Origin of the sequence: Pseudomonas gingeri (genome assembly GCF_013385425.1) — a bacterium.
Classification (GTDB): Bacteria; Pseudomonadota; Gammaproteobacteria; order Pseudomonadales; family Pseudomonadaceae; genus Aquipseudomonas; species Aquipseudomonas gingeri_D.
Window position 1 is genome coordinate 103,036 of the sequence record NZ_JACAQA010000018.1, and the last position, 26,741, is coordinate 129,776.

At 62.4% G+C, this 26,741-nt stretch carries 21 protein-coding genes and 4 tRNA genes; 5 read left to right on the forward strand and 20 right to left on the reverse strand.

Translation table 11 applies throughout. The annotated features are described in order from the left end of the window. Nucleotides 1-79 precede the first annotated feature (79 nt). The 9 genes from HX830_RS20725 to leuC all read right to left on the reverse strand — a co-directional run bounded on the left by HX830_RS20725 (nucleotide 80) and on the right by leuC (nucleotide 11,075). Nucleotides 80-712 carry a phosphoribosylanthranilate isomerase gene (locus HX830_RS20725; RefSeq protein ID WP_103497612.1) on the reverse strand — a complete coding sequence of 211 codons (633 nt, stop codon included), beginning with the start codon at nucleotides 710-712 and terminating at the stop codon, nucleotides 80-82. A 63-nt stretch (nucleotides 713-775) separates the two neighbouring features. Further along, nucleotides 776-1,600, reverse strand: coding sequence for a tRNA pseudouridine(38-40) synthase TruA (gene truA, locus HX830_RS20730; protein ID WP_177102600.1), 825 nt, complete (start codon nucleotides 1,598-1,600; stop codon nucleotides 776-778). Nucleotides 1,601-1,769: 169 nt separating this feature from the next. Further along, nucleotides 1,770-4,406, reverse strand: a complete 2,637-nt coding sequence (locus tag HX830_RS20735) for a FimV family protein (RefSeq protein ID WP_177102319.1) — start codon at nucleotides 4,404-4,406, stop codon at nucleotides 1,770-1,772. Between the two features lie 208 nt (nucleotides 4,407-4,614). Continuing rightward, nucleotides 4,615-5,613, reverse strand: coding sequence for an aspartate-semialdehyde dehydrogenase (locus tag HX830_RS20740; protein WP_177102321.1), 999 nt, complete (start codon nucleotides 5,611-5,613; stop codon nucleotides 4,615-4,617). Nucleotides 5,614-5,757: 144 nt separating this feature from the next. Then, nucleotides 5,758-6,870, reverse strand: coding sequence for an aspartate-semialdehyde dehydrogenase (gene asd, locus HX830_RS20745; RefSeq protein ID WP_017129390.1), 1,113 nt, complete (start codon nucleotides 6,868-6,870; stop codon nucleotides 5,758-5,760). A gap of 68 nt (nucleotides 6,871-6,938) precedes the next feature. Continuing rightward, entirely contained in the window at nucleotides 6,939-8,021 is a 1,083-nt protein-coding gene (gene leuB, locus HX830_RS20750) for a 3-isopropylmalate dehydrogenase (protein WP_103497616.1), read from the reverse strand. A gap of 57 nt (nucleotides 8,022-8,078) precedes the next feature. After that, complete coding sequence (locus tag HX830_RS20755; protein WP_177102323.1) at nucleotides 8,079-8,843, reverse strand: class I SAM-dependent methyltransferase; 765 nt, start codon at nucleotides 8,841-8,843, stop codon at nucleotides 8,079-8,081. Nucleotides 8,844-9,001: 158 nt separating this feature from the next. Next, nucleotides 9,002-9,646 (reverse strand): 3-isopropylmalate dehydratase small subunit, encoded by a 645-nt coding sequence (gene leuD, locus HX830_RS20760; protein ID WP_103497618.1) that lies wholly within the window; start codon nucleotides 9,644-9,646, stop codon nucleotides 9,002-9,004. A 10-nt stretch (nucleotides 9,647-9,656) separates the two neighbouring features. After that, nucleotides 9,657-11,075, reverse strand: coding sequence for a 3-isopropylmalate dehydratase large subunit (gene leuC / locus HX830_RS20765; RefSeq protein ID WP_103497619.1), 1,419 nt, complete (start codon nucleotides 11,073-11,075; stop codon nucleotides 9,657-9,659). Nucleotides 11,076-11,227: 152 nt separating this feature from the next. On the opposite strand from leuC, the gene HX830_RS20770 reads away from it, so the two are divergent. Together HX830_RS20770 and HX830_RS20775 are read left to right on the forward strand one after the other, a co-directional pair. Then, nucleotides 11,228-12,118, forward strand: a complete 891-nt coding sequence (locus HX830_RS20770; RefSeq protein WP_152737394.1) for a LysR family transcriptional regulator — start codon at nucleotides 11,228-11,230, stop codon at nucleotides 12,116-12,118. A gap of 69 nt (nucleotides 12,119-12,187) precedes the next feature. After that, the gene (locus tag HX830_RS20775) at nucleotides 12,188-15,463 is read left to right on the forward strand and encodes a sensor domain-containing protein (RefSeq protein ID WP_177102325.1); all 3,276 of its coding nucleotides are present in this window, start codon (nucleotides 12,188-12,190) and stop codon (nucleotides 15,461-15,463) included. 55 nt (nucleotides 15,464-15,518) lie between these two features. On the opposite strand, the gene HX830_RS20780 is transcribed toward HX830_RS20775, so the two are convergent. From HX830_RS20780 to gltX, 9 genes are all read right to left on the reverse strand, one after another. Beyond that, the gene (locus HX830_RS20780) at nucleotides 15,519-15,968 is read right to left on the reverse strand and encodes an Hsp20 family protein (RefSeq protein WP_103497622.1); all 450 of its coding nucleotides are present in this window, start codon (nucleotides 15,966-15,968) and stop codon (nucleotides 15,519-15,521) included. 111 nt (nucleotides 15,969-16,079) lie between these two features. After that, nucleotides 16,080-17,039, reverse strand: a complete 960-nt coding sequence (locus HX830_RS20785; RefSeq protein WP_177102327.1) for a tRNA dihydrouridine synthase — start codon at nucleotides 17,037-17,039, stop codon at nucleotides 16,080-16,082. Between the two features lie 92 nt (nucleotides 17,040-17,131). After that, entirely contained in the window at nucleotides 17,132-17,566 is a 435-nt protein-coding gene (locus HX830_RS20790; RefSeq protein WP_152737391.1) for an acyl-CoA thioesterase, read from the reverse strand. 50 nt (nucleotides 17,567-17,616) lie between these two features. After that, nucleotides 17,617-18,156: a TetR/AcrR family transcriptional regulator gene (locus HX830_RS20795; RefSeq protein ID WP_152737390.1), complete on the reverse strand. Its 540-nt coding sequence runs from the start codon at nucleotides 18,154-18,156 to the stop codon at nucleotides 17,617-17,619. Nucleotides 18,157-18,347: 191 nt separating this feature from the next. Beyond that, a tRNA-Glu gene (locus HX830_RS20800) sits at nucleotides 18,348-18,423 on the reverse strand. A 76-nt stretch (nucleotides 18,424-18,499) separates the two neighbouring features. Next, nucleotides 18,500-18,575: transfer RNA gene (locus HX830_RS20805), tRNA-Ala, on the reverse strand. Nucleotides 18,576-18,632: 57 nt separating this feature from the next. After that, a tRNA-Glu gene (locus HX830_RS20810) sits at nucleotides 18,633-18,708 on the reverse strand. Nucleotides 18,709-18,787: 79 nt separating this feature from the next. Next, nucleotides 18,788-18,863: transfer RNA gene (locus HX830_RS20815), tRNA-Ala, on the reverse strand. A 349-nt stretch (nucleotides 18,864-19,212) separates the two neighbouring features. Continuing rightward, complete coding sequence (gene gltX, locus HX830_RS20820; RefSeq protein WP_103499116.1) at nucleotides 19,213-20,694, reverse strand: glutamate--tRNA ligase; 1,482 nt, start codon at nucleotides 20,692-20,694, stop codon at nucleotides 19,213-19,215. A gap of 228 nt (nucleotides 20,695-20,922) precedes the next feature. Between gltX and HX830_RS20825 the strand changes: the two genes are divergently transcribed. Together HX830_RS20825 and HX830_RS20830 are read left to right on the forward strand one after the other, a co-directional pair. Beyond that, nucleotides 20,923-21,969, forward strand: a complete 1,047-nt coding sequence (locus HX830_RS20825) for an HlyD family secretion protein (RefSeq protein ID WP_103499117.1) — start codon at nucleotides 20,923-20,925, stop codon at nucleotides 21,967-21,969. 49 nt (nucleotides 21,970-22,018) lie between these two features. Further along, a complete protein-coding gene (locus HX830_RS20830) occupies nucleotides 22,019-23,509 on the forward strand; it encodes a DHA2 family efflux MFS transporter permease subunit (protein WP_177102602.1) in 1,491 nt (496 codons plus the stop codon). Between the two features lie 127 nt (nucleotides 23,510-23,636). Here HX830_RS20830 and HX830_RS20835 read toward each other — a convergent pair whose 3' ends face one another. Next, nucleotides 23,637-24,536: a LysR family transcriptional regulator gene (locus HX830_RS20835; protein WP_152737388.1), complete on the reverse strand. Its 900-nt coding sequence runs from the start codon at nucleotides 24,534-24,536 to the stop codon at nucleotides 23,637-23,639. Nucleotides 24,537-24,639: 103 nt separating this feature from the next. Here HX830_RS20835 and HX830_RS20840 point away from each other — a divergent pair, with 103 nt between their 5' ends. Then, entirely contained in the window at nucleotides 24,640-26,064 is a 1,425-nt protein-coding gene (locus tag HX830_RS20840; RefSeq protein ID WP_177102329.1) for an aldehyde dehydrogenase family protein, read from the forward strand. 54 nt (nucleotides 26,065-26,118) lie between these two features. Here the strand turns inward: HX830_RS20840 and HX830_RS20845 are convergent, their stop codons facing one another. Next, entirely contained in the window at nucleotides 26,119-26,667 is a 549-nt protein-coding gene (locus HX830_RS20845; protein WP_152737386.1) for a cysteine hydrolase family protein, read from the reverse strand. Nucleotides 26,668-26,741 lie beyond the last annotated feature (74 nt).

The following is a 26,741-nucleotide window of genomic DNA, read 5'->3' on the forward strand; positions in this document are numbered from 1 at the left end:
TTCGTTTTCGGCCCGTCGAACAACCGGGCCCGCCTGTTTTCTGCGGCGGTATGCATGGACGGCGGCAGGCTGCCAGCCGTCACATTGGCGCTCGGCAACCGCGTACGGCGCGTATGAACGCTTCGATCTTTGTACGATCCTTGATGCCCTTGCCCTGCTCCACCCCGCCGCTGACATCCACGGCATAGGGTTTGACCCGGGCGATGGCCTCGGCCACGTTGTCGACGGTCAGGCCGCCGGCGAGGATAATCGGCTTGCTCAGGCCCGTTGGTATCAGGGACCAGTCGAACGCCGCGCCGGTTCCCCCGGGAACACCTTCGACATAGGTATCGAGGAGAATCCCGCTGGCACTCGGGTAAGCGTCACAGGCCGCGGCGATGTCGTCACCGGCCTTGACCCGCAAGGCCTTGATATAGGGACGGTGATAACCTTCGCACTGCTCGCGGGTTTCATCGCCATGGAACTGCAACAGGTCCAGCGGCACCGCGTCGAGGATTTCCCCCAGCTCGCAACGGCTGGCATTGACGAACAGGCCGACGGTGGTCACGAACGGCGGCAAGGCGGCGATAATCGCCCGTGCCTGCTGGAACGTCACCGCCCGCGGGCTTTTGGCGTAGAACACAAAACCAATGGCATCGGCCCCGGCATCGACGGCGGCCAACGCATCTTCAATGCGGGTAATTCCGCAAATTTTGCTGCGAACGGCGGACATGTCGTAAAACCCCGAGTGTTTTTCCGAGAAAGTCCCGGATGGTAACAAATGCTTTTCCGGGCGTCAGCCGTCAAGTTCCGAGAAGCCGGTGAGAAAGTGCGGCCCGATGTAACGCTGCGGCAGGGCAAACTCGTCGCGATACTCTACCTGCACCAGGTAAAGGCCGAACGGATGGGCGGTAACGCCGCCGGTACGCCTGACCCGGCTCTCCAGGACTTCCCGGGCCCACTCCACCGGCCGCTCACCGGCACCGATGGTCATCAGCACCCCGGCGATATTGCGCACCATATGATGCAGGAAGGCCCCGGCACGGATATCGATGACGATCATCTTGCCGTGGCGGGTGACCCGCAGGTGATGCACTTCCTTGATCGGCGACTTGGCCTGGCACTGGCCGGCCCGGAACGCGCTGAAATCATGGGTGCCGATCAGGTGACGGGCGGCCTCGGCCATGCGCTCGACATCCAGCGGGCGATGATTCCAGGTGATCTCTTCGTTCAGGTGGGCCGGACGGATCTGATCGTTGTAGATCACGTAGCGATAACGCCGGGCGATGGCCTTGAAACGCGCATGGAAGTGCGCCGGCATCACCTGCGCCCAACTGACGCTGACGTCATGGGGCAGATTGATATTGGCACCCATGACCCAGGCCTTCAGCGAACGCTCGGCCTGGGTATCGAAGTGCACCACCTGGCCACAGGCATGCACGCCGGCATCGGTGCGCCCGGCGCACATCAGCGAAACCGGCGAATCCGCCACTTTCGACAGCGCTTCTTCCAGGGTCTGCTGCACCGTCGGCACACCGGACGCCTGACGTTGCCAGCCGCGATAGCGCGAGCCCTTGTACTCGACGCCCAGGGCGATCCTGAAAACGCCGTCGGCCGCCACTTCGGCGGCCGGATTATCTATATTTGCCAAGAACTCACAGCCTGCTGGTTGACGCAAAGGCGGGCATTATAAGGCCAGCCGGCCGAGACGCCATGCACCAGGGACTTTTAGTTGGCCCTACAAATAAAAACGACAGCCCGAAGGCTGCCGTTTTTTGTTGAAGCACCGATCAAGCCAGACGCTTGAGCATCTCCCGGGCTTCGGCTTTCTGCGCCTCGCTGCCTTCGTTCAGCACCTCGGCGAGGATATCCCGTGCCCCATCGCTGTCGTCCATGTCCATATAGGCCTGGGCCAGGTCGAGCTTGGTGGCCGCCTCGTCGGTGCCGGAGAGGAAGTCGAACGACTCGTCCTCGGGCAATTCGTCGGCCGCCAGGCTCGGTGTAGCCAGCGGCGGCTGCTCCAGGCTCTGGGACAGACGATCCAGCTCGGCGTTGACGTCATCCAGCTCGTCGGTGAACGCATTCGGGCCGGCGTGCGCCTCCAGTTCGTCCGCCAGCGACAGATCGAAATCCGCCGGCAGATCCAGATCATCCAGACCGCCGGCGCCCAGGGTCGGGACCTCGGCGTCGGAATCCTTCAGGTCTTCGGTCAGGCTCAGCAGGAAGTCCTCGTCCGCCGAAGTCGACAGCGGCGCTTCCCCACCCAGGTCCAGATCGAAATCCGCCAGGTCGTCGAGGGCCGGCTTGGCCGGGGCATGCTGCTCCATGAGCGACTCGAAACTCAAATCGTCGTCCAGCGCCGACGTGGCGCCTGCCTGCTGCCCCAGAATCGACTCGAAACTCAGGTCGTCATCCAGTTGCAGGTCATCCAGATCCGCCTTGGCCGGTGCAACCACCGTTGGCGAGGCGGCTTCGAGATCATCCAGGCTCAGGTCAAAATCGCTGTCGAAGAGATCGTCCGCCGCCGCCACCGGTGCCGGCGCCGCAACAGGAGCTGGAGCTGGAGCTGGAGCGGGTACTGGCGCCGGCGGCTCATCGGCCAGCAATTCCTTGACGTAATCCTCGCTCAGCTCAGCCGCCACCGCGGCCGCTCCGAGCCCGGCCACCGCGGCAACCGCGATCATCGACGGAAAACGGCTCTTGAGCTGCTCGACTTCGGCCTGGTGCTGACCGGCAGGCAACTGCCGTTCCTGGGCGATAAACGCATCACGATCGCCCTGCTGGCCGTAGACCTCCATCAGTTTCAGGCGCACATCGGTACGCTGTGGTTCGTATTTCACCGCTTCTTCGAGCAAGCCGGCCGCCTGGTTCAGGTGACCGCGCTGGATATGCAGATTAGCCTGGTCCAGTACATCGGTAGGACGCTCAGCGGCCGGGACCGGGGCCGGAGCGGGTGCCAGCTTTACGCTGGGCGGAGGGACCTCCAGACCCTCGAAACTGCTTTCAGGCATATCCAGCTCTTCGGAAAAACCACCTTCCTCGTTCAGCGCCCGGGCCATGCGCAGGTGTTTTTCCGCTTCCTGCTTGGCCTTGCGACGACGCGCCAGGAACAGCAGGAGCAAGAGGAACACCAGCACCACGGAACCGGCCAGCAGTCCCATCAGGATCGGACTGGCCAGCAGGTCATCGAGCTTGCGCTCCTGGGGCACGGCGGCGTCAGGCTGGATCGGCGGTACAACCGCTGCAGGCTTGGCCACTTCCGCCGCCGGAGCGATCGGTGCGGGGGCCACTTCCGGCTTGGCCGCCAACTGGGCGGACATGGCGCTGGCCGGTTGCCCGGCAGTGGGTGCCGCCGGCGTGGTTGTCGCACCGTCGGCCTGCAACTTGGCCAACTGATCGTTCTTCAACTGAATCAGACGCTGCAACTTGTCCAGCTGGCTTTGCAGGTCTTCCATCCGGCTCTTCAGCTCGGCATTGTCGCGACGGGTGGTGTCCAGGCTTTCCTGGGTCACCGCCAGTTTGTTGTTCAGGGCCTTGCTATCGCCGGCGGCACCTTTGCCGTGCTTCTTGCCGGACTCGGCGGAGATCAGGCTCAGGTTGTCCTTGGCAGCAGCCTTGGTCGGCGCGCCCTCGGTCCCTTTGTGCCGGGTGGCATCGATCTGTTGCTTGCCGGCATGGGGCGAGCGCCGTCCCGCACGCCAGGCGGCATTCTGTGCCGCCACTTCAGCGATAGCCTTGGGTTGTGCCAAGGCGCGGCTTTCCACGCGATCAGGCAGACGCAGCACCTGGCCGGTCTTCAGGCGGTTGATATTGCCGTCGAGGAAGGCCCCCGGATTCAACGCCTGGATCGCCAGCATGGTCTGCTGCACGGAAGCGCCATTGCTCTCCTTCAGGGCGATATCCCACAAGGTGTCCTTGGGGCCGGTGGTGTATTGCTTGGCCTTGGTCGGCGCGGTAACCGGCGCCACAGGCGCGGCGGCTGCCGTCGGAGCAGCAGCTGGTTTGGCGGCGTCAGCGGGCGGGGTGTATTTCGACGGATCGAGCAACACGCTGTAGTCGCGCATCAAGCGGCCATTGGGCCACTGCACCTGCACCAGGAAGCGCACATAGGCTTCGGACAACGGTTTGTTCGAGGTGACCCGAACCACGCTGCGGCCGTTGGGGTTGATCACCGGCGTGAACGTCAGGTCGTTGAGGAAATCCTGGCGACTGACCCCGGCATCGGCGAAGGCCTGGGGCGAGGCCAGACTCGGCACGATATCCGAGGCGCTGAGACCACTGACATCCTGCAATTCGATTTCTGCCAGCAATGGCTGGTTCAGAGTTGACTTGAGGGTCACTTCCCCCAGCCCAAGCGCGTGTGCCATACCGGAAGACAGCGCCGAAGCGGCCGCTATTGCTAACACCAGTTTGCGAACTTGAACCATAGCCTCTTCCTTTGTTTGTGCATTCCTCGGCTAGCGAGAAGGTGGTGTCGCCCGCCTTGCGGCAGCGTGCGCGCCCTTGAAAACATCGCCGCAGCGCGCGGTTTCAGCCGACGCCCTTGCAAATGCCCGAGGACAGGTTCACCTCCAGCAACCAGCCTGAGCATAGCGTCAGGCTAGAGTCATTCTGCAAATTGCCGCCAAGTATCTTTTACAGCAGGTCTTTTATCAACAGCTCTGCCAGTTGCACAGCGTTCAATGCCGCGCCTTTGCGTACATTATCGGCTGTCAGCCACAGGTTCAGCTCACACGGGTCGTCCACACCGCGACGTACCCGCCCGACATAAACCACATCCTGACCCACCGCGTCACCCACCGCCGTCGGGTAGTCGCCGGCTTCCACCAGCTCGATTCCCGCCGCTGCTTCCAGCGTAGCGTTCACCGCGGCCAGATCAACCTCGCCGGCGGTTTGCAGAGAGACACTATAGCTATCGCCGAAAAACACCGGGGCTTGAATGCAAGTCACTGAAATTTTTAACAAAGGTGCCGCGAGCAGTTCGCGAAGTTCGCTGACCAGGCGTTTTTCCAGGGAGACATGCCCCTGGGCATCCGGCTTGCCGACCTGGGCCAGCAGGTTGAACGCCATCTGCCGATCGAAAAAGCGCGGTTCCAGCGGACGGACATTCAACAACTCCGCCGTTTGTCGGGCCAGTTCGGTCACCGCCTCGCGGCCCTGGCTCGATACCGCCAGGCAGGCGGTCAGCGTGACCCGCTGGATATCCAGGCCCTTGAGCGGCGCCAGCACCACCGCCAACGCCGTGGCGGCCGCGCTCGGGCTGCCGACCTGTACCGGCTTGCCCAGGGTCGCCAGCACCTCGGGATTGGCCTCCGGCACGACCTGGGGCGCGGGCAAGGCGCCGGACAGGTCGATCACCGTACAACCCGCTGCCGTCGCACGCGGGGCAAAGCTGGCGGTCACCGCGGGGCCGGCGGCGAAAAACACCAGCTGGACTTTACCGAAGTCGAATTCGTCGACTTCGCGCACCCGCACGTTCTTGCCGCGGAAAGGCACCGAATGCCCCGCCGACTCGCTGCTGGCCAGCAGGTGCAGGTTGGCCACCGGGAAATCGCGCTCTTCGAGGATCTGCACCAGGGTCTCGCCGACGGTGCCGGTGGCGCCGATCACGGCAATATCAAAGGACTGGCTCATGGGATGACCTCAGGTGAAACGGGGGGAGCGGCACTTTACCCGTGACCAGGCGGTCAGGCAATTGCATGCAGGCCTTGCAGAGATGCAGGGTATAAAAAAACCCGCGAATCTGACGAGACGCGGGTTTTTCAACGTTTCAGCGGATCAACGTTCCAGCAGGATACGCAGCATGCGCCGCAGCGGTTCGGCCGCGCCCCAGAGCAACTGGTCGCCCACGGTGAAGGCACCGAGGAACTGCGAACCCATGTTCAGCTTGCGCAGACGGCCCACCGGGATATTCAGCGTGCCGGTGACCTTGGTCGGACTCAGTTCCTGCATGCTGATTTCACGCTGGTTCGGCACCAGCTTGACCCAGGGGTTGTGCTGGCTGATCAGCCCTTCGATGTCGGCGATCGGCACGTCCTTGTTCAGCTTGATGGTCAGCGCCTGGCTGTGGCAACGCATGGCGCCGATGCGCACGCAGATACCGTCCACCGGGATCGGGCTCTTGAAGCGACCGAGGATCTTGTTGGTCTCGGCCTGGGCCTTCCATTCTTCACGGCTCTGGCCGTTCGGCAGTTCCTTGTCGATCCACGGGATCAGGCTGCCGGCCAGGGGCACACCGAAGTTTTCGGTCGGGTAGGCATCGCTGCGCATGGCTTCGGCGACACGACGGTCGATGTCGAGGATGGCGCTGGCCGGGTCGGCCAGTTGATCGGCGACAGCGGCGTGGGTCGCGCCCATCTGCTTGATCAGCTCACGCATGTTCTGCGCGCCGGCACCCGAGGCCGCCTGGTAGGTCATGGCGCTCATCCATTCCACCAGGCCGGCCTCGAACAGGCCACCCAGGCCCATCAGCATCAGGCTGACGGTGCAGTTGCCGCCGATGTAGTTCTTGGTACCGGCGTCCAACTGCTGGTCGATGACCTTGCGGTTGACCGGGTCGAGGATGATCACTGCGTCATCCTGCATGCGCAGGCTGGAAGCCGCATCGATCCAGTAACCCTGCCAGCCGGCTTCGCGCAGCTTGGGGAAAACCTCGCTGGTGTAGTCGCCGCCCTGGCAGGTCAGGATCACGTCGAGGGTCTTGAGCTCTTCAATGCTGTAGGCATCCTTCAGCGGAGCAATGTCCTTGCCCACGGACGGGCCTTGGCCACCGACATTGGAAGTGGTGAAAAACACCGGCTCAATCAGGTCGAAATCCTGCTCTTCCAGCATCCGCTGCATGAGCACGGAACCGACCATACCGCGCCAACCGATCAGACCTACACGTTTCATCGCAACTACACCTTTTACAAAAGTGGGTCACCGCCTCCAGGGATGGAAGAGGCGGTGGGCCCGAGAGATTACAGATTCCGCAGCGCGGCGACTACTGCGTCGCCCATTTCCTGCGTACCGACTTTAGTGCAACCGGCCGACCAGATGTCACCGGTGCGCAAGCCTTGGTCCAGCACACGGCTGACCGCGGTCTCGATTGCCTGCGCCGCTTCGTGCAGGTTGAAGCTGTAACGCAGCATCATCGACACCGACAGGATGGTCGCCAGCGGGTTGGCGATGCCCTGCCCGGCAATGTCCGGCGCAGAGCCGTGGCACGGCTCGTACATGCCTTTGTTATGGGCATCCAGGGACGCCGACGGCAGCATGCCGATGGAGCCGGTGAGCATCGAAGCCTGGTCGGACAGGATATCGCCGAACATATTGTCAGTGACGATCACGTCGAACTGTTTCGGCGCCCGCACCAATTGCATGGCGGCGTTATCGACGTACATGTGGCTCAGCTCGATGTCCGGGTAATCCTGGGCAACCTGCTCGACCACTTCACGCCACAGCTGGCTGGACGCCAGGACGTTGGCCTTGTCCACCGAGCAGAGCTTCTTGCCGCGCACCCGCGCCATGTCGAAGCCGACCCGGGCAATGCGGCGGATCTCGCTTTCGCTGTACGGCAGGGTATCGTAGGACTGGCGCTCGCCGTTTTCCAGGGTGCGGGTACCCCGTGGCGCGCCGAAGTAGATGCCGCCGGTCAGTTCACGGACGATGAGGATATCCAGGCCGGCGACGATTTCCGGCTTCAGGCTGGAAGCGTCGGCCAGTTGCGGGTAGAGGATCGCCGGACGCAGGTTGCCGAACAGGCCCAGTTGCGCGCGGATCTTCAGCAGGCCGCGTTCAGGGCGGATATCCCGTTCGATCTTGTCCCACTTCGGCCCACCAACGGCGCCCAGCAGCACGGCATCGGCGGCGCGGGCACGTTCCAGGGTCTCGTCGGCCAGGGGCACGCCGTGCTTGTCGATGGCCGCACCGCCGATCACGTCGTGGCTCAGCTCGAAACCGAGGCTGTACTTCTCGCTGGCCAATTCCAGCACCTTGACCGCTTCGGCCATGATTTCCGGACCGATACCGTCGCCTGGGAGAATCAGAATCTGCTTGCTCATGCTTTCCTCATGTCATCTGTCGCCGCGCCCATGGTCACGGGCGCGGCTGGAAAAAGTCTATCGCTCGGCCCACAGCACCAGCACATCGGTACTGAATGAACCATCGGCCTCAATCTCGAAATATTCTCGCACTTCCGCGCCCATTGCCTGCTGCAAATCGCGAATGGCGGTCCGCAACGGTTGCGGGGTGCGCATGCGTTCGACCCAGGAGCTGAACTCCAGGCGCAGGCGCTGACGCTGGGTACTGCGTACCTGTAGGCCGGCCTCGTTGACCTGGCGCAACCACTCGCCCGCCGAATAATCGCGGACATGGCTGGTGTCGCGCAAAACCTCGACACTTTGCAGGTAGGTGTCGAACAATGGGCTGCCGGGGGACATGACGTCGATAAAGGCTGCCACGCCGCCGGGCTTGAGCACCCGCCGCACTTCCCGCAAGGCCTGCCCCAGATCGCTCCAGTGGTGTGCCGAGTAGCGGCTGAAGACAAAGTCGAACTCGCCATCGGCGAATGGCAGGCTTTCGGCCGCGCCGCATACCGTGGCGATATTGTTCAGGCCGCGCTCGGTGGCGGCAGCGACGACCACGTCGAGCATCTGCTGCGAGAGGTCATAGGCGGCCACTTTCTTGACCAGCGGGGCGACATGGAAGCTCACGTGACCGGCACCGCAGCCCAGGTCCAGGACCCGGGCGTCGGAGCGTCCGGCCAGCTCGGCCTGGAGCAGGGCGAATTCGGCGCCCTGGGCGTGCACGGCGCTGCTCAGGTAGGCGCTGGCCTGTTCGCCGAATTGCTTTTGAACGACTGCGGTGTGGGCGTTGCCGGTCATGGGATTTTCCTTTTGCCGAGAGTTCCGTGTTGCCGATCCGGCCTTTTCGCGGGCAAGCCCTGCTCCTACAGTTTTGCGTCGTACACAAAAGCCGCGTACGACATAACTTTGTAGGAGCAGGGCTTGCCCGCGAAGAGGCCGGCCCTGCCTACCTCAAATCAAGCGTCGCGAAACAACCACGGCTGACTGGCCCGATGCTTGGCTTCAAACGCGGCAATCGCCTCGCCGTCCTGCAAGGTCAGGCCGATATCGTCCAGGCCGTTGAGCAGGCAATGCTTGCGGAACGCATCGACTTCGAAGTGATAGACCTTGCCGTCCGGACGGGTCACGGTCTGCGCCTGCAGATCGACCGTCAACTGATAACCCGGCGTCGCCTCGACCTGCTGGAACAGCTCGTCGACTTCGCTGTCGTCGAGGATGATCGGCAACAGGCCGTTCTTGAAGCTGTTATTAAAGAAGATATCGGCATAGCTCGGCGCAATGATGCTGCGGAAGCCGTACTCCTCCAGAGCCCACGGCGCATGCTCACGGCTGGAACCGCAACCGAAGTTCTCCCGGGCCAGCAACACACTGGCGCCCTGGTAACGCTCGGCGTTCAACACGAATTCCTTGTTCAACGGCCGCTTGGAATTGTCCTGGTAGGCATAACCCACGTCCAGGTAACGCCATTCGTCGAACAGGTTGGGACCGAAACCGGTGCGCTTGATCGACTTCAGGAACTGCTTGGGAATGATCTGGTCAGTGTCGACGTTGGCACGATCCAGAGGCGCGACAAGACCGGTGTGCTGGGTAAAAGCTTTCATGCTGCGCTCCTCAGATCAATTCACGAACGTCGACAAAACGACCGCTCACGGCGGCGGCGGCGGCCATGGCCGGGCTCACCAGGTGGGTACGACCACCGGCGCCCTGGCGCCCTTCGAAGTTACGGTTGGACGTCGAGGCGCAGTGCTCGCCGCTTTCCAGGCGGTCCGGGTTCATCGCCAGGCACATCGAGCAACCCGGCTCGCGCCATTCGAAACCGGCTTCGAGAAAGATCTTGTCCAGGCCTTCGGCTTCCGCCTGGGCTTTCACCAGACCCGAACCCGGTACGACAATCGCCTGCTTGATGGTCGAGGCGACCTTGCGGCCCTTGGCGATCACGGCAGCGGCACGCAGGTCTTCGATCCGCGAGTTGGTGCAGGAACCGATGAAGACGCGGTCCAGCTGGATATCGGTAATCGCCTGGTTGGCGGTCAACCCCATGTACTTCAAGGCGCGCTCAATGGAACCACGCTTGACCAGATCGGGCTCGCGAGCCGGGTCCGGCACGTTCTGGTCAACCGCCAGGACCATTTCCGGCGAAGTGCCCCAGCTGACCTGCGGCTTGATCTGCGCGGCATCCAGTTCGACCACGGTGTCGAACACCGCATCGGCATCGGAGACCAGCTCTTTCCAGGCTTCGACGGCCAAATCCCACTCCGCGCCTTTCGGGGCGAAAGGACGGCCCTTGACGTAGGCCACGGTCTTTTCATCGGCGGCCACCAGGCCCACGCGGGCACCGGCTTCGATGGACATGTTGCAGATGGTCATGCGGCCTTCGACGGACAGGTCGCGAATCGCACTGCCGGCGAACTCGATGGCATGGCCGTTACCGCCGGCGGTGCCGATCTTGCCGATCACGGCAAGGACGATGTCCTTGGCGGTCACGCCAAACGGCAAGGTGCCTTCGACCCGCACCAGCATATTTTTCATCTTCTTGGCCACCAGGCACTGGGTGGCGAACACATGCTCGACCTCGGAAGTGCCGATACCGTGGGCCAAGGCCCCAAAAGCGCCGTGGGTCGACGTATGGGAGTCGCCGCAGACCACGGTCATGCCCGGCAAGGTTGCACCCTGCTCCGGGCCGATCACGTGGACGATGCCTTGACGCACGTCATTCATCTTGAATTCGGTGATGCCATATTCATCGCAGTAATCGTCGAGGGTCTGCACCTGCAAACGCGATACCTGGTCGACAATCGCCTCGATCCCGCCCTTGCGTTCCGGAGTGGTCGGCACGTTGTGGTCCGGGGTGGCGATGATCGAGTCGACACGCCAGGGCTTGCGCCCGGCCAGGCGCAGGCCTTCGAAAGCCTGGGGCGAAGTCACTTCATGAATGATGTGACGGTCGATATAGATCAGCGACGACCCATCGTCGCGCCGTTTCACTTCGTGAGAATCCCAGAGCTTGTCGTAAAGCGTTTTGCCGGCCATCAGACGTTTCCTCATCAGCTTGTTTCTATGCCCCGGTTTATTGATGGCTGTTCTCAATAACCCCTTGGCTTGTGAGGTCGATGCTATGGGGTTAGAGTGAATAACTCAAATTCATATTTTTTATGCTTTGGATAACCAAGTGGAATACTAGAATGGACCTGGCCAACCTCAACGCCTTTATCGCCATCGCCGAGACCGGCAGCTTTTCCGGCGCGGGCGAGCGCCTGCACCTGACACAGCCGGCCATCAGCAAGCGCATCGCCGGCCTCGAACAGCAACTCAATGTCCGCCTGTTCGACCGCCTGGGCCGCGAAATCGGCCTGACCGAGGCCGGCCGGGCCCTGCTGCCGCGCGCCTACCAGATTCTCAATGTACTGGACGATACCCGCCGGGCACTGACCAACCTGACCGGCGAAGTCAGCGGCCGGCTGACTCTGGCCACCAGCCATCATATCGGCCTGCACCGTCTGCCACCCCTGCTGCGGGCCTTTACCCGACTCTACCCACAGGTAGCACTGGATATTCAGTTCCTAGATTCGGAAATTGCCTACGAGGAAATTCTTCACGGCCGCGCCGAACTGGCAGTCATCACCCTGGCCCCGGAACCCCACAGCCTGGTACGCGCCGTGCCGGTGTGGGACGACCCGCTGGATTTCGTCGTCGCCCTCGAGCATCCGCTGGTCAGCCACGGTCCGGTCAGTCTCAAGGACATCGCCCATCACCCGGCGGTCTTCCCGGGGGGCAATACCTTTACCCACCATATCGTCCAGCGCCTGTTCGAAGCCCAGGGCCTGACGCCGAACATCGCCATGAGTACCAATTATCTGGAAACCATCAAGATGATGGTCTCCATCGGCCTGGCCTGGAGCGTCCTGCCGCGAACCATGCTCGATGACCAGGTGGCACGCATTCCTTTACCGGGCATACAACTGACTCGCCAGCTAGGCTATATCCTGCACACGGAACGGACTCTGTCGAATGCCGCCCGGGCGTTCATGGCTTTATTGGATGCGCAGGGTGACAAGCCAGGATTGACCGCATAAGGCAAGCCTGCTTTATTCCAAACAGCTTTTTGCGGCACAACGTTCCTTTCATACCAAGGACAGCTGTAAATGCCCAAGTACGCCAGCCGTATTCCACCCCTGCCACGCATTCATGCACTCGACCCCCAGGTGTCGGAACAGAGCTGGGAAAGCGCCACGCAACTGCTGGCGGCCCTCAATGGCGCGCGCCTCGGAGCCTGGTGCTGGGATATTGAAAGCGGCCAGGTCAGTTGGTCCCGTGGCACCCAGGCGCTGTTCGGCTTCGATCCGCACCAGCCATTGCCCAAGGACATGGACTACCTCGACCTGCTGCCGGTCGAGGACCGCGCGCGCACCCTGCGGGCCTTCCACGCGGTACTGGAAGGCGAGCCCGTCGAACAGGCCATGCATCACCGCATCCTCTGGCCCGACGGCAGCCTGCACTGGCTGGAAATCAATGGCAGCCTGTTGCCGGACAAGAACGGCAAGCCGCGAATGATCGGCGTCATCCGCGAAATCACCCACCAGCGCCAGCGCGAACATGCCCTCAGCAGTTCGGAAAAGCGCTTCGCCACCCTGTTTCATCTATGCCCCAACATGGTGCTGCTGACCCGCGAGGAAGACGGCCTGATCAGCGAGGCCAACCAGTACTTCGAAAGCCTGTTCGGCTGGCCGGCGCTCCAGGTGATCGGACGGACCACCGTGGAGATCGGGCTCTGGGTCAATCCCGAAGAACGCGAGCGCCTGGTCAAATCGATCAACATCCGCGGCGAGTCAGTCAGCCAGGAGGTGCAGTTTCGCGCCAGCAACGGCAAAATTCATGATGGTATCCTCAGCGCCCAAAGGGTCGAACTGGAAGGCCAGGCCTATCTGCTGAGCACCTTTCTCGACACCACCGAACGCAAGAATGCCGAGCTGGCCCTCAAGGACAGCCAGGACCGTCTCGATCTGGCCCTGGACTCGGCGCAACTGGGCACCTGGGACTGGCATATTCCCAGCGGCATGCTCTATGGCTCGGCGCGCGCCGCGCAGTTGCACGGCCTGGAGCCACAGCCGTTCCATGAGTCCTTCGACGCTTTTTTCGACGGTGTCCCCGCCAGCGAACGCGAAAGCATGCGCAACGCCTACCGCAGCCTGCGCGAAGGTCCGGAAGGCAGCTATCAACTGACCTATCGGGTACAGTTGGAAAACGGTACCTCGCGCTACCTGGAAAGCCGCGCCCGCCTCTACCGCGACGAGCAGGGCAACCCATTGCGCATGGCCGGCACCCTGCTGGATATCACCGAACAGGTGGAGCGCGAACAACGCCTGGTGGCCTCGGAAGAGAAATTCGCCAGCCTGTTCCAGGCCAGCCCCGACCCGATCTGCGTCACCCGTCACGAAACCGGGCAGTTCATTGAAATCAACCCGGCCTTCACCCAGGTGTTCGGCTGGAACATCGATGAAGTGCGCAATCGCAGCGCCGAGCAGATCGGCCTGTGGGACGACTCGGCCAAGCGCCTGCAACGTATCCAGCAGGTGATCCGCGACCAGGCCCTGAACAATGTGGCGGTGATCGTTCACCACAAGCGCGGCCACGCCCTGACCTGCGTGATCGCCAGTCGGCAGATCGTGGTCGAGGGGCAGCTGTGCATCGTCACCACCTTGCGCGACATCACCCAGCAACAGCGGGCCGAGGCAGCGCTCAAGGCCAGCGAGGAGAAATTCGCCAAGGCCTTCCACTCCAGCCCCGACGCCATCACCATTACCGAGCGCGACAGCGGCCGCTACCTGGAGGTCAACGACGGTTTCTGCCGGCTGACCGGCTACACCAGCGGCGAAGTCATCGGCAGAACGGTGTATGAAATCGGTGTCTGGGCCGATCACAAGCAGCGCAGCGCCCTGCTGGCGGAGCTGAAGGAAAAGGGTCATGTCCCACACCGCGACATGCTCGGGCGCAACAAACGCGGCGATGTGCTCACGGTCGAGGTGTCGGTCGAACCCATCATCCTCAATGAAACCGCGTGCCTGCTGCTGACGGCCCGGGATATCAGCCAATTGAAGAACGCCCAGGCGCAGATCCGCCACCTGGCCTATCACGACCCGCTGACCAACCTGCCCAACCGCGCCCTGCTGATGGACCGCCTGAGCCAGCAGATCGCCCTGCTCAAGCGCCACAACCTGCGCGGCGCCTTGCTGTTTCTCGACCTGGACCACTTCAAGCACATCAACGATTCCCTCGGCCACCCGGTGGGCGACACCGTGCTCAAGGTGGTGACCGCCCGCCTGGAAGCCAGCGTGCGCACCGAGGACACCGTGGCGCGCCTCGGCGGCGACGAATTCGTGGTGCTGCTCAGCGGATTGGACGGTTCACGCAGCGAGGTCACGCACAAAGTCCGCGAGCTGGCGGACACCATTCGCGAGCTGCTGGCCGAACCGATGTTCCTCGACGGCCAGCGCCTGCAAGTGACCCCGAGCATCGGCGTGGCGCTGATTCCCGATCACGGCACGACCCCCGCCGACCTGCTTAAGCGCGCCGATATCGCGCTGTACCGGGCCAAGGATTCCGGGCGCAACATCACCCAGCTGTTCCACAGCACCATGCAGAAAGCCGCCAGCGAGCGCCTGCGCATGGAAAACGACCTGCGCCAGGCGCTTTCCCGGGGTGAATTCAGCGTGCACTTCCAACCCCAGGTGGATGCCCGCGACAACAGCATCATCGGCGCCGAGGCCCTGGTGCGCTGGCACCACCCGGAACTCGGCGCGCAATCGCCGACCGAGTTCATCAAGGTCCTGGAAGACAGCGGGCTGATCCTTGAAGTCGGCACCTGGATTCTTGACCACGCCTGCGAGGCCTTTGGCCTATTGCTGGGCGAAGGCCTGATCAGCCACGCTTTCAGCCTGTGCGTGAACATCAGCCCGCGGCAGTTTCGCCAGACCGATTTCGTCGAACGGGTGGAACGTACGCTGATCCGCTACAACGTGCCGTCCTCGATGCTGAAACTGGAAGTCACCGAGGGCATCGTGATCCAGAATCTGGAGGACACCATCAGCAAGATGCGCCGCCTGAACAAGCTCGGTGTCAGTTTTGCCATGGATGATTTCGGCACCGGCTATTCGTCGCTGACCTACCTCAAGCGCCTGCCGGTGGATGCCTTGAAGATCGACCAGTCGTTCGTCCGCGACGCGACCCACGATCCCAACGATGCGGAAATCATCCGTGCCATTGTCGCCATGGCCCGCAGCCTGGGGCTGACGGTGATTGCCGAGGGGGTGGAGTTGCCGGAGCAACTGGTGTTCCTGGAAGGCTTGGGTTGCCATCTGTACCAGGGTTACCTGCACAGTCGGCCGCTGCCTTTGGAGGAGTTCAAAAAGCTCCTGATCTGAGTGCACCAAACAAAGAACCCCGCCGTGGCGGGGTTCTTTTTCAGCGGACTGGCGCTTAGTGCTGCAGTGCCGGCTTTTGCCCGGCATTAATGGCAATGCGCTTTGGCTTGGCCTCTTCCGGCACGACCCGCAGCAGGTCGATATTCAACAGACCGTTGCTCAGGCCGGCGGCCTTGACCTCGATATGGTCGGCCAGGCGGAAGGACAGTTTGAACGCACGCTGGGCGATGCCCTGATGCAGGTAGCTGACGTTTTCAGCCAGGGCGTCACGTTTGCCGCCACTGACGGTCAGTACGCCTTTCTCGACCTGCAGTTCCAGGTCTTCTTCCTGGAAACCGGCGGCGGCCACGACGATGCGGTACTCGTCATCACCATGCTTTTCAACGTTGTAGGGTGGATAGCTGCTGCCCGGTTCGTTGCGCAGGGCGGTCTCGAACAGATCGTTGAAACGATCGAACCCGATGGAAGAACGGAACAGCGGAGCCAGCGAAAATGCGGTAGTCATGTCAATCTCCTGAAATTCAGCGAGTGGTTTAGTCCGCGACCCGAATTCGGCATCGCGTACTCCCTAGATAGGAACTCGCCCAGGCATTTCAAGAGATTGTCGTGAAATTTTTCAGGCCGTTTCAGACAACGGCACGTTCAACAGGCGCCCGACCGCCGCGCAATCGGTCTCACGGCGCAGGTGGGTGAACAGCTCCACCGCCTCCGGATAATTGCGCGTCAACATCGCCAGCCACTGCTTCAAACGACCCGGCGCCTGGCGTGGCGTCAGCTGCGCCTCTGCCTGTACCCAGAAGTCACGCAACAGCGGCAGCAGCTCGGCCCAGGTCATCTCCACGACTTCTTCGCCGGCCCGCGCCGCGGCGATCTGCCGAGCCAGGTCCGGACGCGAGACCAGGCCGCGACCGAGCATGATGTCCTCGGCACCGCTGATCTCACGGCAGCGCCGCCAGTCGTCCACCGACCAGATATCACCATTGGCGAACACCGGCACCTTGACCACTTCCTGCACCCGCGCCACCCATTCCCAATGGGCCGGCGGCTTGTAGCCATCGACCTTGGTCCGGGCGTGCACCACGATCTGCGATGCGCCACCTTCAGCCAGGGCCGTACCGCAGACCAACGCTCCATCCGGGCTGTCGAAACCCAGGCGCATCTTCGCCGTCACCGGGATATGCGCCGGCACCGCGCGCCGCACCTGCTCGACAATGGCGTTGAGCAACTCCGGCTCCTTGAGCAGCACCGCCCCGCCCCGGGACTTGTTCACGGTCTTGGCCGGGCAACCGAAATTCAGGTCGATCACCTGCGACCCCAGCTCGCAGGCCAGGGCCGCGTTTTCCGCCAGGCACACCGGATCGGAACCCAGCAGTTGCACCCGCAACGGCACACCCGCCGCCGTGCGGGCGTCGGTCAGCAGTTCGGGGGCGAACTTGTGGTAGTAGGCAGGCGTCAACAGCGAGTCATTGATCCGGATAAACTCGGTGACACACCAGTCGATACCGCCAACGCGGGTCAGCACATCACGCAGGATGTTGTCGACCAACCCCTCCATGGGTGCCAGGGCAATTTGCATGGGTACTCTCATCGGAAAAAGCGGTCATGAAAAAAAGCGACCGGCGAAAAAGTGCGGCAGTTTACGGGGTTCCGGCACAAACCGGTACGCCCTCAGACCGACTGCAGCGCCGGCCCGTAGCCCTCGATAAATTCCGCCGGCATGCGCTTGGGCTTGCCGCTGGACAGCTCGATGCAGACAAAGGTGGTTTGCGCGCGCAACAGGGTCAGGTTGTCGCGGGGACGGACCAGCTGGAAACGCCGCGTCATCTTCAGGCGCTGGTCCCAGTCGACGATCCAGGTCGCCAGTTGCAACTCGTCGCCTTCGTAGGCGGCGGCCAGGTAGTCGATTTCATGCCGGACCACGGCCATGGCCCGATCCAGGCGCCGATACTCGGTCAGGTCCAGGCCCAGGCGCTGCGAGTGACGCCAGGCGCAGCGTTCCAGCCAGCTGACATACACCGCGTTGTTGGCGTGCCCAAGACCGTCGATATCCTCGTCAGCCACCTGCAAATCGAGGATGAAGGGTGTCGCCAGATCCCAACTCATGTACCGCTCCCGGTCAAATCAAAGACCCGGGCAGTGTAACGGAACAACCCTCAGATCACCGCCGTTTTGGCCGCCCGCAGGATTCGGTCGGACAATTCGCCGGGCCCCAGCGCCCGGGCCACGGCCAGGCCGCCGATCATCAGGGCGATATCGGCCAGGGCCTTGTCAGTATCCTCGGGGCTGGACGCCAACTGCGCGACCATCAGTTCCACATGCTCGTTCAGGGCTTCGCGAAAACACTCCGGCAGGTTGCACATTTCCCCGACGATGGACGGGATCGGACAGGCCTGCTGGACCGCATCACGGTGCTTGCGCGACAGATAGAAGGCCGCGAACAGGGCACGCCGCTCCTCGCCCGGCAACTGGCTGTCGACCTCGCTCATCTTCGCCCGGCGCTGGGCGAGCAATTGCTTGAACGCCTCCAGCATCAACGCGTCCTTGCTCTCGAAGTGCGCGTAGAACCCACCCACGGTCAACCCGGCGGCGCCCATCACTTCACTGACACTCGGCTCCACCGGACCACGCTGGATCAGGGCGTTACTGGCCGCCTGCAGGATGCGCTCGCGGGTTTGAGCTTTCTTGTCGTTCATTGCCACCTCCAGACATCACACAGAAAATATTATTCGCATAATATTTTTCCGCAAGACTTTATTTTGACCGCTGGTCCGCACCATGGGTATTAAAAAATGAATCAAGGGAGCAAAGGGCCAAACGCCAGACAAACAAAAGGGCCATTCAATAATTGAATGACCCTTATAAAATCCCGCAGAGCGGGCAATCGTGGCGTCCCCTAGGGGACTCGAACCCCTGTTACCGCCGTGAAAGGGCGGTGTCCTAGGCCACTAGACGAAGGGGACACAAACCCTTCTAACATGATCGGCGCTGAGTGCCGATCGCTCCAAGGCCGGTGTGGCCAAACCTTGAAGTGTAAATTGGTGGAGCTAGACGGGATCGAACCGTCGACCTCTTGCATGCCATGCAAGCGCTCTCCCAGCTGAGCTATAGCCCCGGATTTTTCGCCTCGGAGGCGGAACGACATCAACCTGCAACATCGCTTCTGTAAAACTGGCGTCCCCTAGGGGACTCGAACCCCTGTTACCGCCGTGAAAGGGCGGTGTCCTAGGCCACTAGACGAAGGGGACGCAAACCCTTCTATACAACTGATCAACGCTGAGTGCTGATCGCTTCAAGACCGGTGTGGCCAGGCCTTGAAGTGTAAATTGGTGGAGCTAGACGGGATCGAACCGTCGACCTCTTGCATGCCATGCAAGCGCTCTCCCAGCTGAGCTATAGCCCCTCATCGGTGAGGACGGGGCGAATCTTAAGGGCGTATCGGGGAGCTGTCAAACTTATTTTCAAACTTTTTGAAAATTTTTTGTCGGCATAACAACCACTTACCGCCCTGCCCCGGTAAAACCGGGGGGAATACCACCTACTGTGGAATCCTCTACAACCCTGTAGGCACTCAGAACCCGTAACAGCTTGGCTTGCCAGCAAAGCTTTTGGTGATCTTATGCGCCTCTTCGCGGGCAAGCCCTGCTCCTACAGGTTTGCGTCGTACATGGATTTTGTATTCGACGAGGGACTGTAGGAGCAGGGCTTGCCCGCGAAGCTTTTGACGCCCTCAGGGCCGCCCCTGTCGCTGATCAGCCAATCGCGCCCAGCAGCTTTTCCCATTCCTTGTTTTCTTTCTTCGACACCCCGCCCAGCAAATCCAGGGCCTGGCGCAGACGGAAACGCGTAAGGTCCGGCCCGAGGATTTCCATCGCATCGAGCACCGACACCGAACTGGCCTGCCCGGTGATCGAGGCGAACATCAGCGGCATGGCATCGCGCAGCTTCAACTCCAGGGAGTCGACCACCGCCTGGATGGTCGCGGTGATGCTGTCCTTTTCCCACTGGCGCAAGCTTTCCAGCTTCCACAGGATCAACTGCATCAACTTGCGCACGTCGTCGGCCGAGAGTTTCTTGTGCTCGAACAGCTTGACGTCCAGCGGCAGGCTACCGGCGAAGAAGAAGTTCGCCAGCGGCGCGACCTGGCTGAAGGTCTCGACCCGGCCCTGGACCAGCGGCGCGATCTTCATCAGGTACTCGGGGTTCAGCGCCCAGTTCTGCACCCGGCTGGCGAATTCTTCCACCGGCAGGTCGCGCAGCCACTGGCCATTGAGCCAGGACAGCTTCTCGATATCGAAGATCGGCCCGCCCAGGGAAACGCGGGACAGGTCGAAATGCTCGACCATTTCCTCCAGGGAGAACTTCTCGCGCTCGTCGGGCATCGACCAACCCATGCGCCCCAGGTAGTTGAGCATGGCTTCAGGCATAAAGCCCATGCGCTCGTAGAAGGTCACCGAAGTCGGGTTCTTGCGCTTGGACAGCTTGCTCTTGTCCGGGTTGCGCAACAGCGGCATGTAGCACAGCTGCGGCTGTTCCCAACCGAAGTATTCGTAGAGCAGGATCAGCTTCGGTGCCGACGGCAGCCACTCTTCGCCACGCAGCACATGGGTGATGCCCATCAGATGGTCGTCGACCACGTTGGCCAGGAAGTAGGTCGGCAGACCGTCGGTCTTCATCAGCACCTGCATGTCCATGCGATCCCACGGGATCTCGACATCGCCACGGAGCATGTCCGGCACCACGCAGACGCCTTCGCTCGGTACTTTCATGCGGATCACATGGGGCTCGCCGGCGGCCAGGCGCCGGGCCACTTCCTCTTTCGACAGCAACAGCGCACGACCGTCATAGCGCGGGGTCTCGCCGCGAGCCATCTGCTCGGCACGCATCTGGTCCAGCTCTTCGGCGGTGCAGAAGCACGGGAAGGCGTGGCCCATGTCCACCAGTTGCTGGGTGTATTTCTTGTAGATCTCGCTACGCTCGCTCTGCCGGTACGGACCGTGGGGACCGCCGACATCCGGGCCTTCGGCCCAGGTGATACCCAGCCAGTTGAGGGCATCGAAAATCTGCTGTTCGGACTCGCGGGTCGAGCGCAACTGGTCGGTGTCTTCGATCCGCAGGATGAACTCACCACCGTGCTGCTTGGCAAAGCAATAGTTGAACAAAGCGATGTAGGCGGTGCCGACGTGGGGATCGCCGGTGGGCGATGGCGCGATGCGCGTGCGAACGGTGGTCATGGGCGGTCTCGAAGTGGAGATAAAACAAAGGGCGAATGGTAACAGGCACAGCCGTCCGGGCTCCAGTACAGGGCATCCGGCCGAGGGCATATAAGCCAAGCTTCGGTCTAAAAATGGCTCCAGGCCCCGAAAGCCGGGCTTTCTCGGTTACTGGCATTTACCCATTAATCCTGCTGTGCCAGATTCGTCTACCGTAAAATTCACTTACACATTGATGTGTTGCTGCCCATGCCCTCCCAACTCAAGCGTCGACTGTTTATTTTCCTGTTCCTGGTCCTGGTGATTGCCCTGGGCTTTTTCGTCCAGTGGTTTTTCAGGGGACGCTTTTATGAAAGCACCGATAACGCTTATGTCCAGGGCGAAATCACCCGGGTCTCCAGCCAATTGGGCGCACGCATTGACGAAGTGCTGGTGGCAGACAACCAGCATGTGGAGAAAGGCCAGTTGCTGGTCCGGCTCGAAGGCGCTGACTTCCAACTGGCCATCGACCGCGCCAATGCCGTCCTCGCCACCCGCGAGGCCGAACGGGTGCAGGCCCAGAGCAAGCTGACCCAGCAAGCCAGCCTGATCGCCTCCGCCGATGCGCAGGTCGCGGCCAGCCAGGCCAGCCTCGGCCGCTCGCAACTCGACCTGAACCGTGCGCAGACCCTGCGCAAACCCGGCTACGTCTCGGAAGAGCGGGTCACCACGCTCTCCGCCGACAACCATATCGCCCGCTCGCAAGTGGCCAAGGCCCAGGCCGACCTGCAAGGCCAGCGCCAGCAGGTCACGGCCCTGAGTGCCGAGCTCAAGCGCCTCGACGCACAGATCGCCAATGCCCGCGCCGACCTGGCCCAGGCCGAGCTGAACCTGACCCGCAGCGAGATCCATGCGCCCATCAGCGGCCTGGTCGGCCAGCGCGCGGCGCGCAATGGCCAGTATGTGCAGGCTGGTGCCTACCTGCTGTCCATCGTCCCAGACCAGGACATCTGGATCCAGGCCAACTTCAAGGAAACCCAGATCGGCCATATGCAGCCGGGCCAGCACGCGACGCTGACCTTCGATGCCTATGAGGACACGCCGATCCAGGGCCAGGTCGAGAGCCTGTTCGCCGCCTCCGGCGCGCAGTTCAGCCTGCTGCCGCCGGACAACGCCACCGGCAACTTCACCAAGGTGGTGCAACGCATTCCGGTCAAGCTGACCTTTGCCGCCGACAATCCGTTGCAGGGCAAGATCCGTCCGGGCATGTCGGTCACCGTCAAGGTCGATCTGCGCGACGCCCAGCATGGCCGGTGATCAACTGATCCGACCGCTGGGCGAGCCGACCCGCCGGGACTGGATTGCGGTGATGAGCGTGATGCTCGGCGCCTTTATGGCGGTGCTCGATATCCAGATCACCAACTCTTCGCTCAAGGATATCCAGGGCGCCCTGTCGGCGACCCTGGAAGAAGGTTCGTGGATTTCCACCTCCTACCTGGTGGCGGAAATCATCATGATTCCCCTCACCGCCTGGCTGGTGCAATTGCTCTCGGCGCGGCGGCTGGCGGTCTGGGTCTCCCTGGGTTTCCTCGGTTCGTCGCTGCTCTGTTCCATGGCCTGGAGCCTGGAAAGCATGATCGTGTTCCGCGCCATGCAGGGTTTCACCGGCGGCGCGCTGATTCCCCTGGCGTTCACCCTGACCCTGATCAAACTGCCGGACCACCACCGCGCCAAGGGCATGGCCATGTTCGCCATGACCGCCACCTTCGCCCCGTCCATCGGCCCGACCATAGGCGGCTGGCTTACGGAGAACTGGGGCTGGCAGTACATTTTCTACATCAACATCCCGCCCGGCCTGATCATGATCGGCGGCCTGCTCTACGGCCTGGAAAAGAAGGAGTCCCATTGGGAACTGCTCAAGAGCACCGACTATGCCGGGATCGTCAGCCTCGGCATCGGCCTGGGGTGCCTGCAGGTGTTCCTCGAAGAAGGCCACCGCAAGGACTGGCTGGAATCGGATCTGATCGTGACCCTGGGCAGTATCGCCCTGCTGAGCCTGATCACCTTCGTGATCCTGCAACTGTCCAAGGCCAATCCGCTGATCAATCTGCGCATCCTGCAGAACCGCAACTTCGGCCTGTCCAGCATTGCCAGCCTGGGCATGGGCGTGGGGCTGTATGGCTCGATCTACCTGCTGCCGCTGTACCTGGCGCAGATCCAGAACTACAACGCCCTGCAGATCGGCGAAGTGATCATGTGGATGGGGGTGCCGCAGTTGTTCCTGATTCCGCTGGTGCCCAAGCTGATGAAATTCATCTCGCCGAAGCTGCTCTGTACCCTGGGTTTCGGCCTGTTCGGGCTGGCGAGTTTTTCCTCCGGGGTACTCAACCCGGACTTTGCCGGCCCGCAGTTCAACCAGATCCAGATTATCCGGGCGCTGGGCCAGCCGCTGATCATGGTGACCATTTCGCTGATCGCTACCGCCTATATCCTGCCCCAGGACGCGGGGTCGGCGTCGAGCCTGTTCAATATCCTGCGCAACCTCGGCGGGGCCATTGGCATCGCCTTGCTGGCGACCTTGCTGGATGCGCGGACCAAGGTCTATTTCGACTATTTGCGCGAGGCGATCGTGCCGGGTAATCCGCAGGTGGCGGAACGCCTGACGATGCTTTCGGAGAAGCTTGGCAGCGACGGCGCGGCGTTGGGCAAGCTGAGCGAGATCACCCATCAGCAGGCATCGATCATGGCCTATAACGACGCCTTCCATTTTGTCGGGATCGCCCTGGGGATCAGCATGTTGGCGGTGCTGTTGACCAAGGCGCTGCCGGCGGGGATCAAGGCTGGGGAAGCGCATTGATCCTGATGACGCCTTCGCGGGCAAGCCCTGCTCCTACAGTTTTGCGTCGAACACAAAAACTGCGTACGACATAACTTTGTAGGAGCAGGGCTTGCCCGCGAAGAGGCCCGAGCGAACAACGCACCTCTCAAAGCCCTTGAGCATTGCGCTCGCGAATCAACTCGATCAACGCCCGCAACCCCGCCGGCACATGCCGCCGCCCCGGGTAATACAGCGACAAGCCGTCAAACGGTGGTGTCCAGTCTTCCAGTACCGACACCAGCGTGCCCGCCGCCAGGTCCGCCGCCGCGTTCCACTGTGTCGCATACACCAGCCCCAACCCCGCCCGCGCCGCCTCCAGCACCAGGGTCGATTCATCCAGGGTCAATACGCCCTGGACATCCACCGTATGGGTCTCGCCATGGCGCTCGAACTCCCAGTGGTAGATCCGTCCACTCGGCAAGCGCAAGCGAATACACCGATGCTTGAGCAGATCGGTCGGCGTCTGCGGCACCGGATGGCGCGAGAAATACTCCGGGCTGCCCATTACCAACAAACGCAACGGCAAGCCCAATGGAATGGCGATCATGTCCTGGGGCACGCTGTCGTGCAGGCGAATCCCGGCATCGAAGCCCTCGACCACGATATCGATCAGCTTGCCCTCGGTGACGATATCCACGTTCATCTGCGGGTAGCGGCGCATGTATTCGACAAACAACGGCATCGCCTGCTTCGCCGCGCCCACGGCGGTATTGATCCGCAAGGTACCGGCGGGAATACCGGCGTGACTGCCCGCCTGTTCCATGGCCGCGCGAATGGTCGACATGGCCGGCGAAATGCTCTCGACAAACTGCGCCCCCGCCTCGGACAACGCCACGCTACGGGTTGTACGGTTGAACAGCCGCGCCCCGATCCGGCTCTCCAACGCCGACACCGCATGGCTCAAGGCCGAGGTCGAGACCTCCAGCTCGGCCGCCGCCGCCCGGAAACTCCGGTGCCGGGCCACGGCCAGTACCGCTTCCAACTCTGTCAGGCCTGATGTGCGCATTATCCCAAATCACTCATTAACCCATGCCGCTTCGTCCGGCTTATCAGGCTAATCCTAGCCGCTTATCCTGACTCACACCACAGACGCACACCTCGGAGCAGCCATGCAACGCATCGACCATATCTATATCAATGGCGCCTTTGTCACGCCCCACGGCGAGGAACTGTTCGACCTGTTCAACCCCGCCACCGGCCAGGTCATCGGCCAGGTGCGCCTGGCGGACGAGCAGGATGCCCATGCCGCGATTGCCGCCGCCAAGGCCGCGTTCCCGGCCTTCTCCCGCACCACCAAGGCCGAACGCCTGGCCATGTTGCAGCGCATGCACGCCGCCATTATCGCCCGGGAAGACCCGCTCAACGACGCCATCATCGAGGAATACGGCGCCCCCGCTTCCCGCTCGCGCTGGATGGCCCAGCATGCCGCCAGCGTCTTTCTGGAAGCGGCGAAGGTCCTCGAACAGTACGACTTCAAGCGCCGCGCCGGAACCGCCGAGGTGATCATGCAGCCCCTCGGCGTGGCCGGCCTGATCACCCCCTGGAACAACGACGCCGGTTTTATCTGCGGCAAGCTTGCCGCCGCCCTGGCCGCCGGTTGTACCGCGGTGATCAAGCCCAGCGAGATGAGCGCGATCCAGACCCGTATCGTCACCGAGGCCCTGCACGAGGCCGACCTGCCAGCGGGGCTGTTCAATATCGTCACCGGTCGCGGTGAAACCGTCGGCGCCACCCTCAGCAGTCATCCGGATATCGCGAAAATCTCCTTTACCGGCTCCACCCCGGTGGGCAAGAGCATCCTGCGCAGCGCCGCCGAGACACTCAAGCGCGTCACCCTGGAACTCGGCGGAAAATCGCCGGTGGTGATCCTCGACGATGCCGACCTGAGCCAGGCCATTCCCCTGGCCTTGCAGGCCGGCTTCATGAACAGCGGCCAGGCGTGCATCGCCGGGACCCGGATACTGGTACCGGAGGAACGCCTGCACGAAGTCGAAGCCGCCGTGCTCCAGGCCATCGACGTGGTCAAGGTCGGTGATCCCCTTGATCCACAGACCACCGTCGGGCCGATGGTCAGCGAAAAACAATGGCAGCGGGTGCAACGCTATATCCGCATCGGCATCGACGACGGCGCCCGCCTGCTGGTCGGCGGCGAAGGCCTGCCCCAGGGCGTGGACAGAGGTTGGTTCGTGCGCCCGACGGTATTCAGCGGCGTGACCAATGAAATGACCCTCGCCCGCGAGGAAATCTTTGGCCCGGTGCTGTCGATCATCACCTACCGCGACCAGGAAGAAGCCATCCGCATCGCCAATGACACACCCTACGGCCTGCAGGCCTATGTGATGTCCGCCAATGTCGAACGGGCCCGCCAGGTCGCCGACCGCCTCGAGGCCGGACGCGTGCTGATCAACACCCTGGCCCACGAGCCGGCGGCGCCTTTCGGCGGCTTCAAGCAGTCGGGAATCGGCCGGGAATACGGGAGCTTCGGGCTCGAGGCGTTCCTCGAACCGAAATCGATTCTGGGGGGAACTCAATAATCGACTCCCCGGCAGGCCGCTGCCTGCCGGGGAGTCGCGTCCATCCGTGACGGCTCAGCGCGCCAGCCACTGCTCGGCGGAAACCACCGTGGCATAACCGAACGCCAGGGAGGCCATGAACGCCCCGTGCACATGGGCCGCCGGCACCGTCAGGCCGTTGAACTCCAGGTCCCGAGAAGCACAGGCATCGTGGATCACCGTGACCGTGTAGCCCTGGTCAGCCGCCGCGCGGGTGATGGCGTCGATGCACAGGTGGCTCATGCTGCCGACCACCACCAGTTCCTTGATCTTATTGCGCTCCAGCACCGCGCTCAGTTCGGTGTCGCGAAACGAGTTGACGAAATGCTTGAGTATCACCTGCTCGTCGGCGCGGTTGAGGACCTTGGCGTGCAGCCGCGCCCCTTCGGAACCCGGCACAAAGAACGGCGCATCGGCGCTGGCGAACTCATGGCGGACATGCACCACCAGGTCACCCGCCTCACGCGCCGCGGCCAGAATCGCGGCGGCCTTGTCGGCCGCCGCATCGGCGCCGCTCAGGGTCCACTTTCCGCCTGGGAAATAGTCATTCTGGATATCCACCAGGATCAGCGCTTGTACGGACATATCATCTTCCTCGATTAGTGGTGCAGCGTTCAGTTGCTTTGCCTTACCGGATCAAGTATCCAGTTCCCACGGTG

Bases quoted from the DNA above. Each gene is read 5' to 3' on its own strand.
- HX830_RS20785 (WP_177102327.1), bottom strand. From the start codon at position 17,039: ATGCAAATTGCCCTGGCACCCATGGAGGGGTTGGTCGACAACATCCTG.
- HX830_RS20775 (WP_177102325.1), top strand. From the start codon at position 12,188: ATGCCCAAGTACGCCAGCCGTATTCCACCCCTGCCACGCATTCATGCA.
- HX830_RS20845 (WP_152737386.1), bottom strand. From the start codon at position 26,667: ATGTCCGTACAAGCGCTGATCCTGGTGGATATCCAGAATGACTATTTC.
- HX830_RS20740 (WP_177102321.1), bottom strand. From the start codon at position 5,613: ATGAGCCAGTCCTTTGATATTGCCGTGATCGGCGCCACCGGCACCGTC.
- HX830_RS20825 (WP_103499117.1), top strand. From the start codon at position 20,923: ATGCCCTCCCAACTCAAGCGTCGACTGTTTATTTTCCTGTTCCTGGTC.
- gltX (WP_103499116.1), bottom strand. From the start codon at position 20,694: ATGACCACCGTTCGCACGCGCATCGCGCCATCGCCCACCGGCGATCCC.
- HX830_RS20840 (WP_177102329.1), top strand. From the start codon at position 24,640: ATGCAACGCATCGACCATATCTATATCAATGGCGCCTTTGTCACGCCC.
- HX830_RS20780 (WP_103497622.1), bottom strand. From the start codon at position 15,968: ATGACTACCGCATTTTCGCTGGCTCCGCTGTTCCGTTCTTCCATCGGG.
- leuD (WP_103497618.1), bottom strand. From the start codon at position 9,646: ATGAAAGCTTTTACCCAGCACACCGGTCTTGTCGCGCCTCTGGATCGT.
- leuB (WP_103497616.1), bottom strand. From the start codon at position 8,021: ATGAGCAAGCAGATTCTGATTCTCCCAGGCGACGGTATCGGTCCGGAA.
- HX830_RS20725 (WP_103497612.1), bottom strand. From the start codon at position 712: ATGTCCGCCGTTCGCAGCAAAATTTGCGGAATTACCCGCATTGAAGAT.
- asd (WP_017129390.1), bottom strand. From the start codon at position 6,870: ATGAAACGTGTAGGTCTGATCGGTTGGCGCGGTATGGTCGGTTCCGTG.
- HX830_RS20735 (WP_177102319.1), bottom strand. From the start codon at position 4,406: ATGGTTCAAGTTCGCAAACTGGTGTTAGCAATAGCGGCCGCTTCGGCG.
- HX830_RS20770 (WP_152737394.1), top strand. From the start codon at position 11,228: ATGGACCTGGCCAACCTCAACGCCTTTATCGCCATCGCCGAGACCGGC.
- HX830_RS20835 (WP_152737388.1), bottom strand. From the start codon at position 24,536: ATGCGCACATCAGGCCTGACAGAGTTGGAAGCGGTACTGGCCGTGGCC.
- HX830_RS20795 (WP_152737390.1), bottom strand. From the start codon at position 18,156: ATGAACGACAAGAAAGCTCAAACCCGCGAGCGCATCCTGCAGGCGGCC.
- leuC (WP_103497619.1), bottom strand. From the start codon at position 11,075: ATGGCCGGCAAAACGCTTTACGACAAGCTCTGGGATTCTCACGAAGTG.
- HX830_RS20790 (WP_152737391.1), bottom strand. From the start codon at position 17,566: ATGAGTTGGGATCTGGCGACACCCTTCATCCTCGATTTGCAGGTGGCT.
- HX830_RS20755 (WP_177102323.1), bottom strand. From the start codon at position 8,843: ATGACCGGCAACGCCCACACCGCAGTCGTTCAAAAGCAATTCGGCGAA.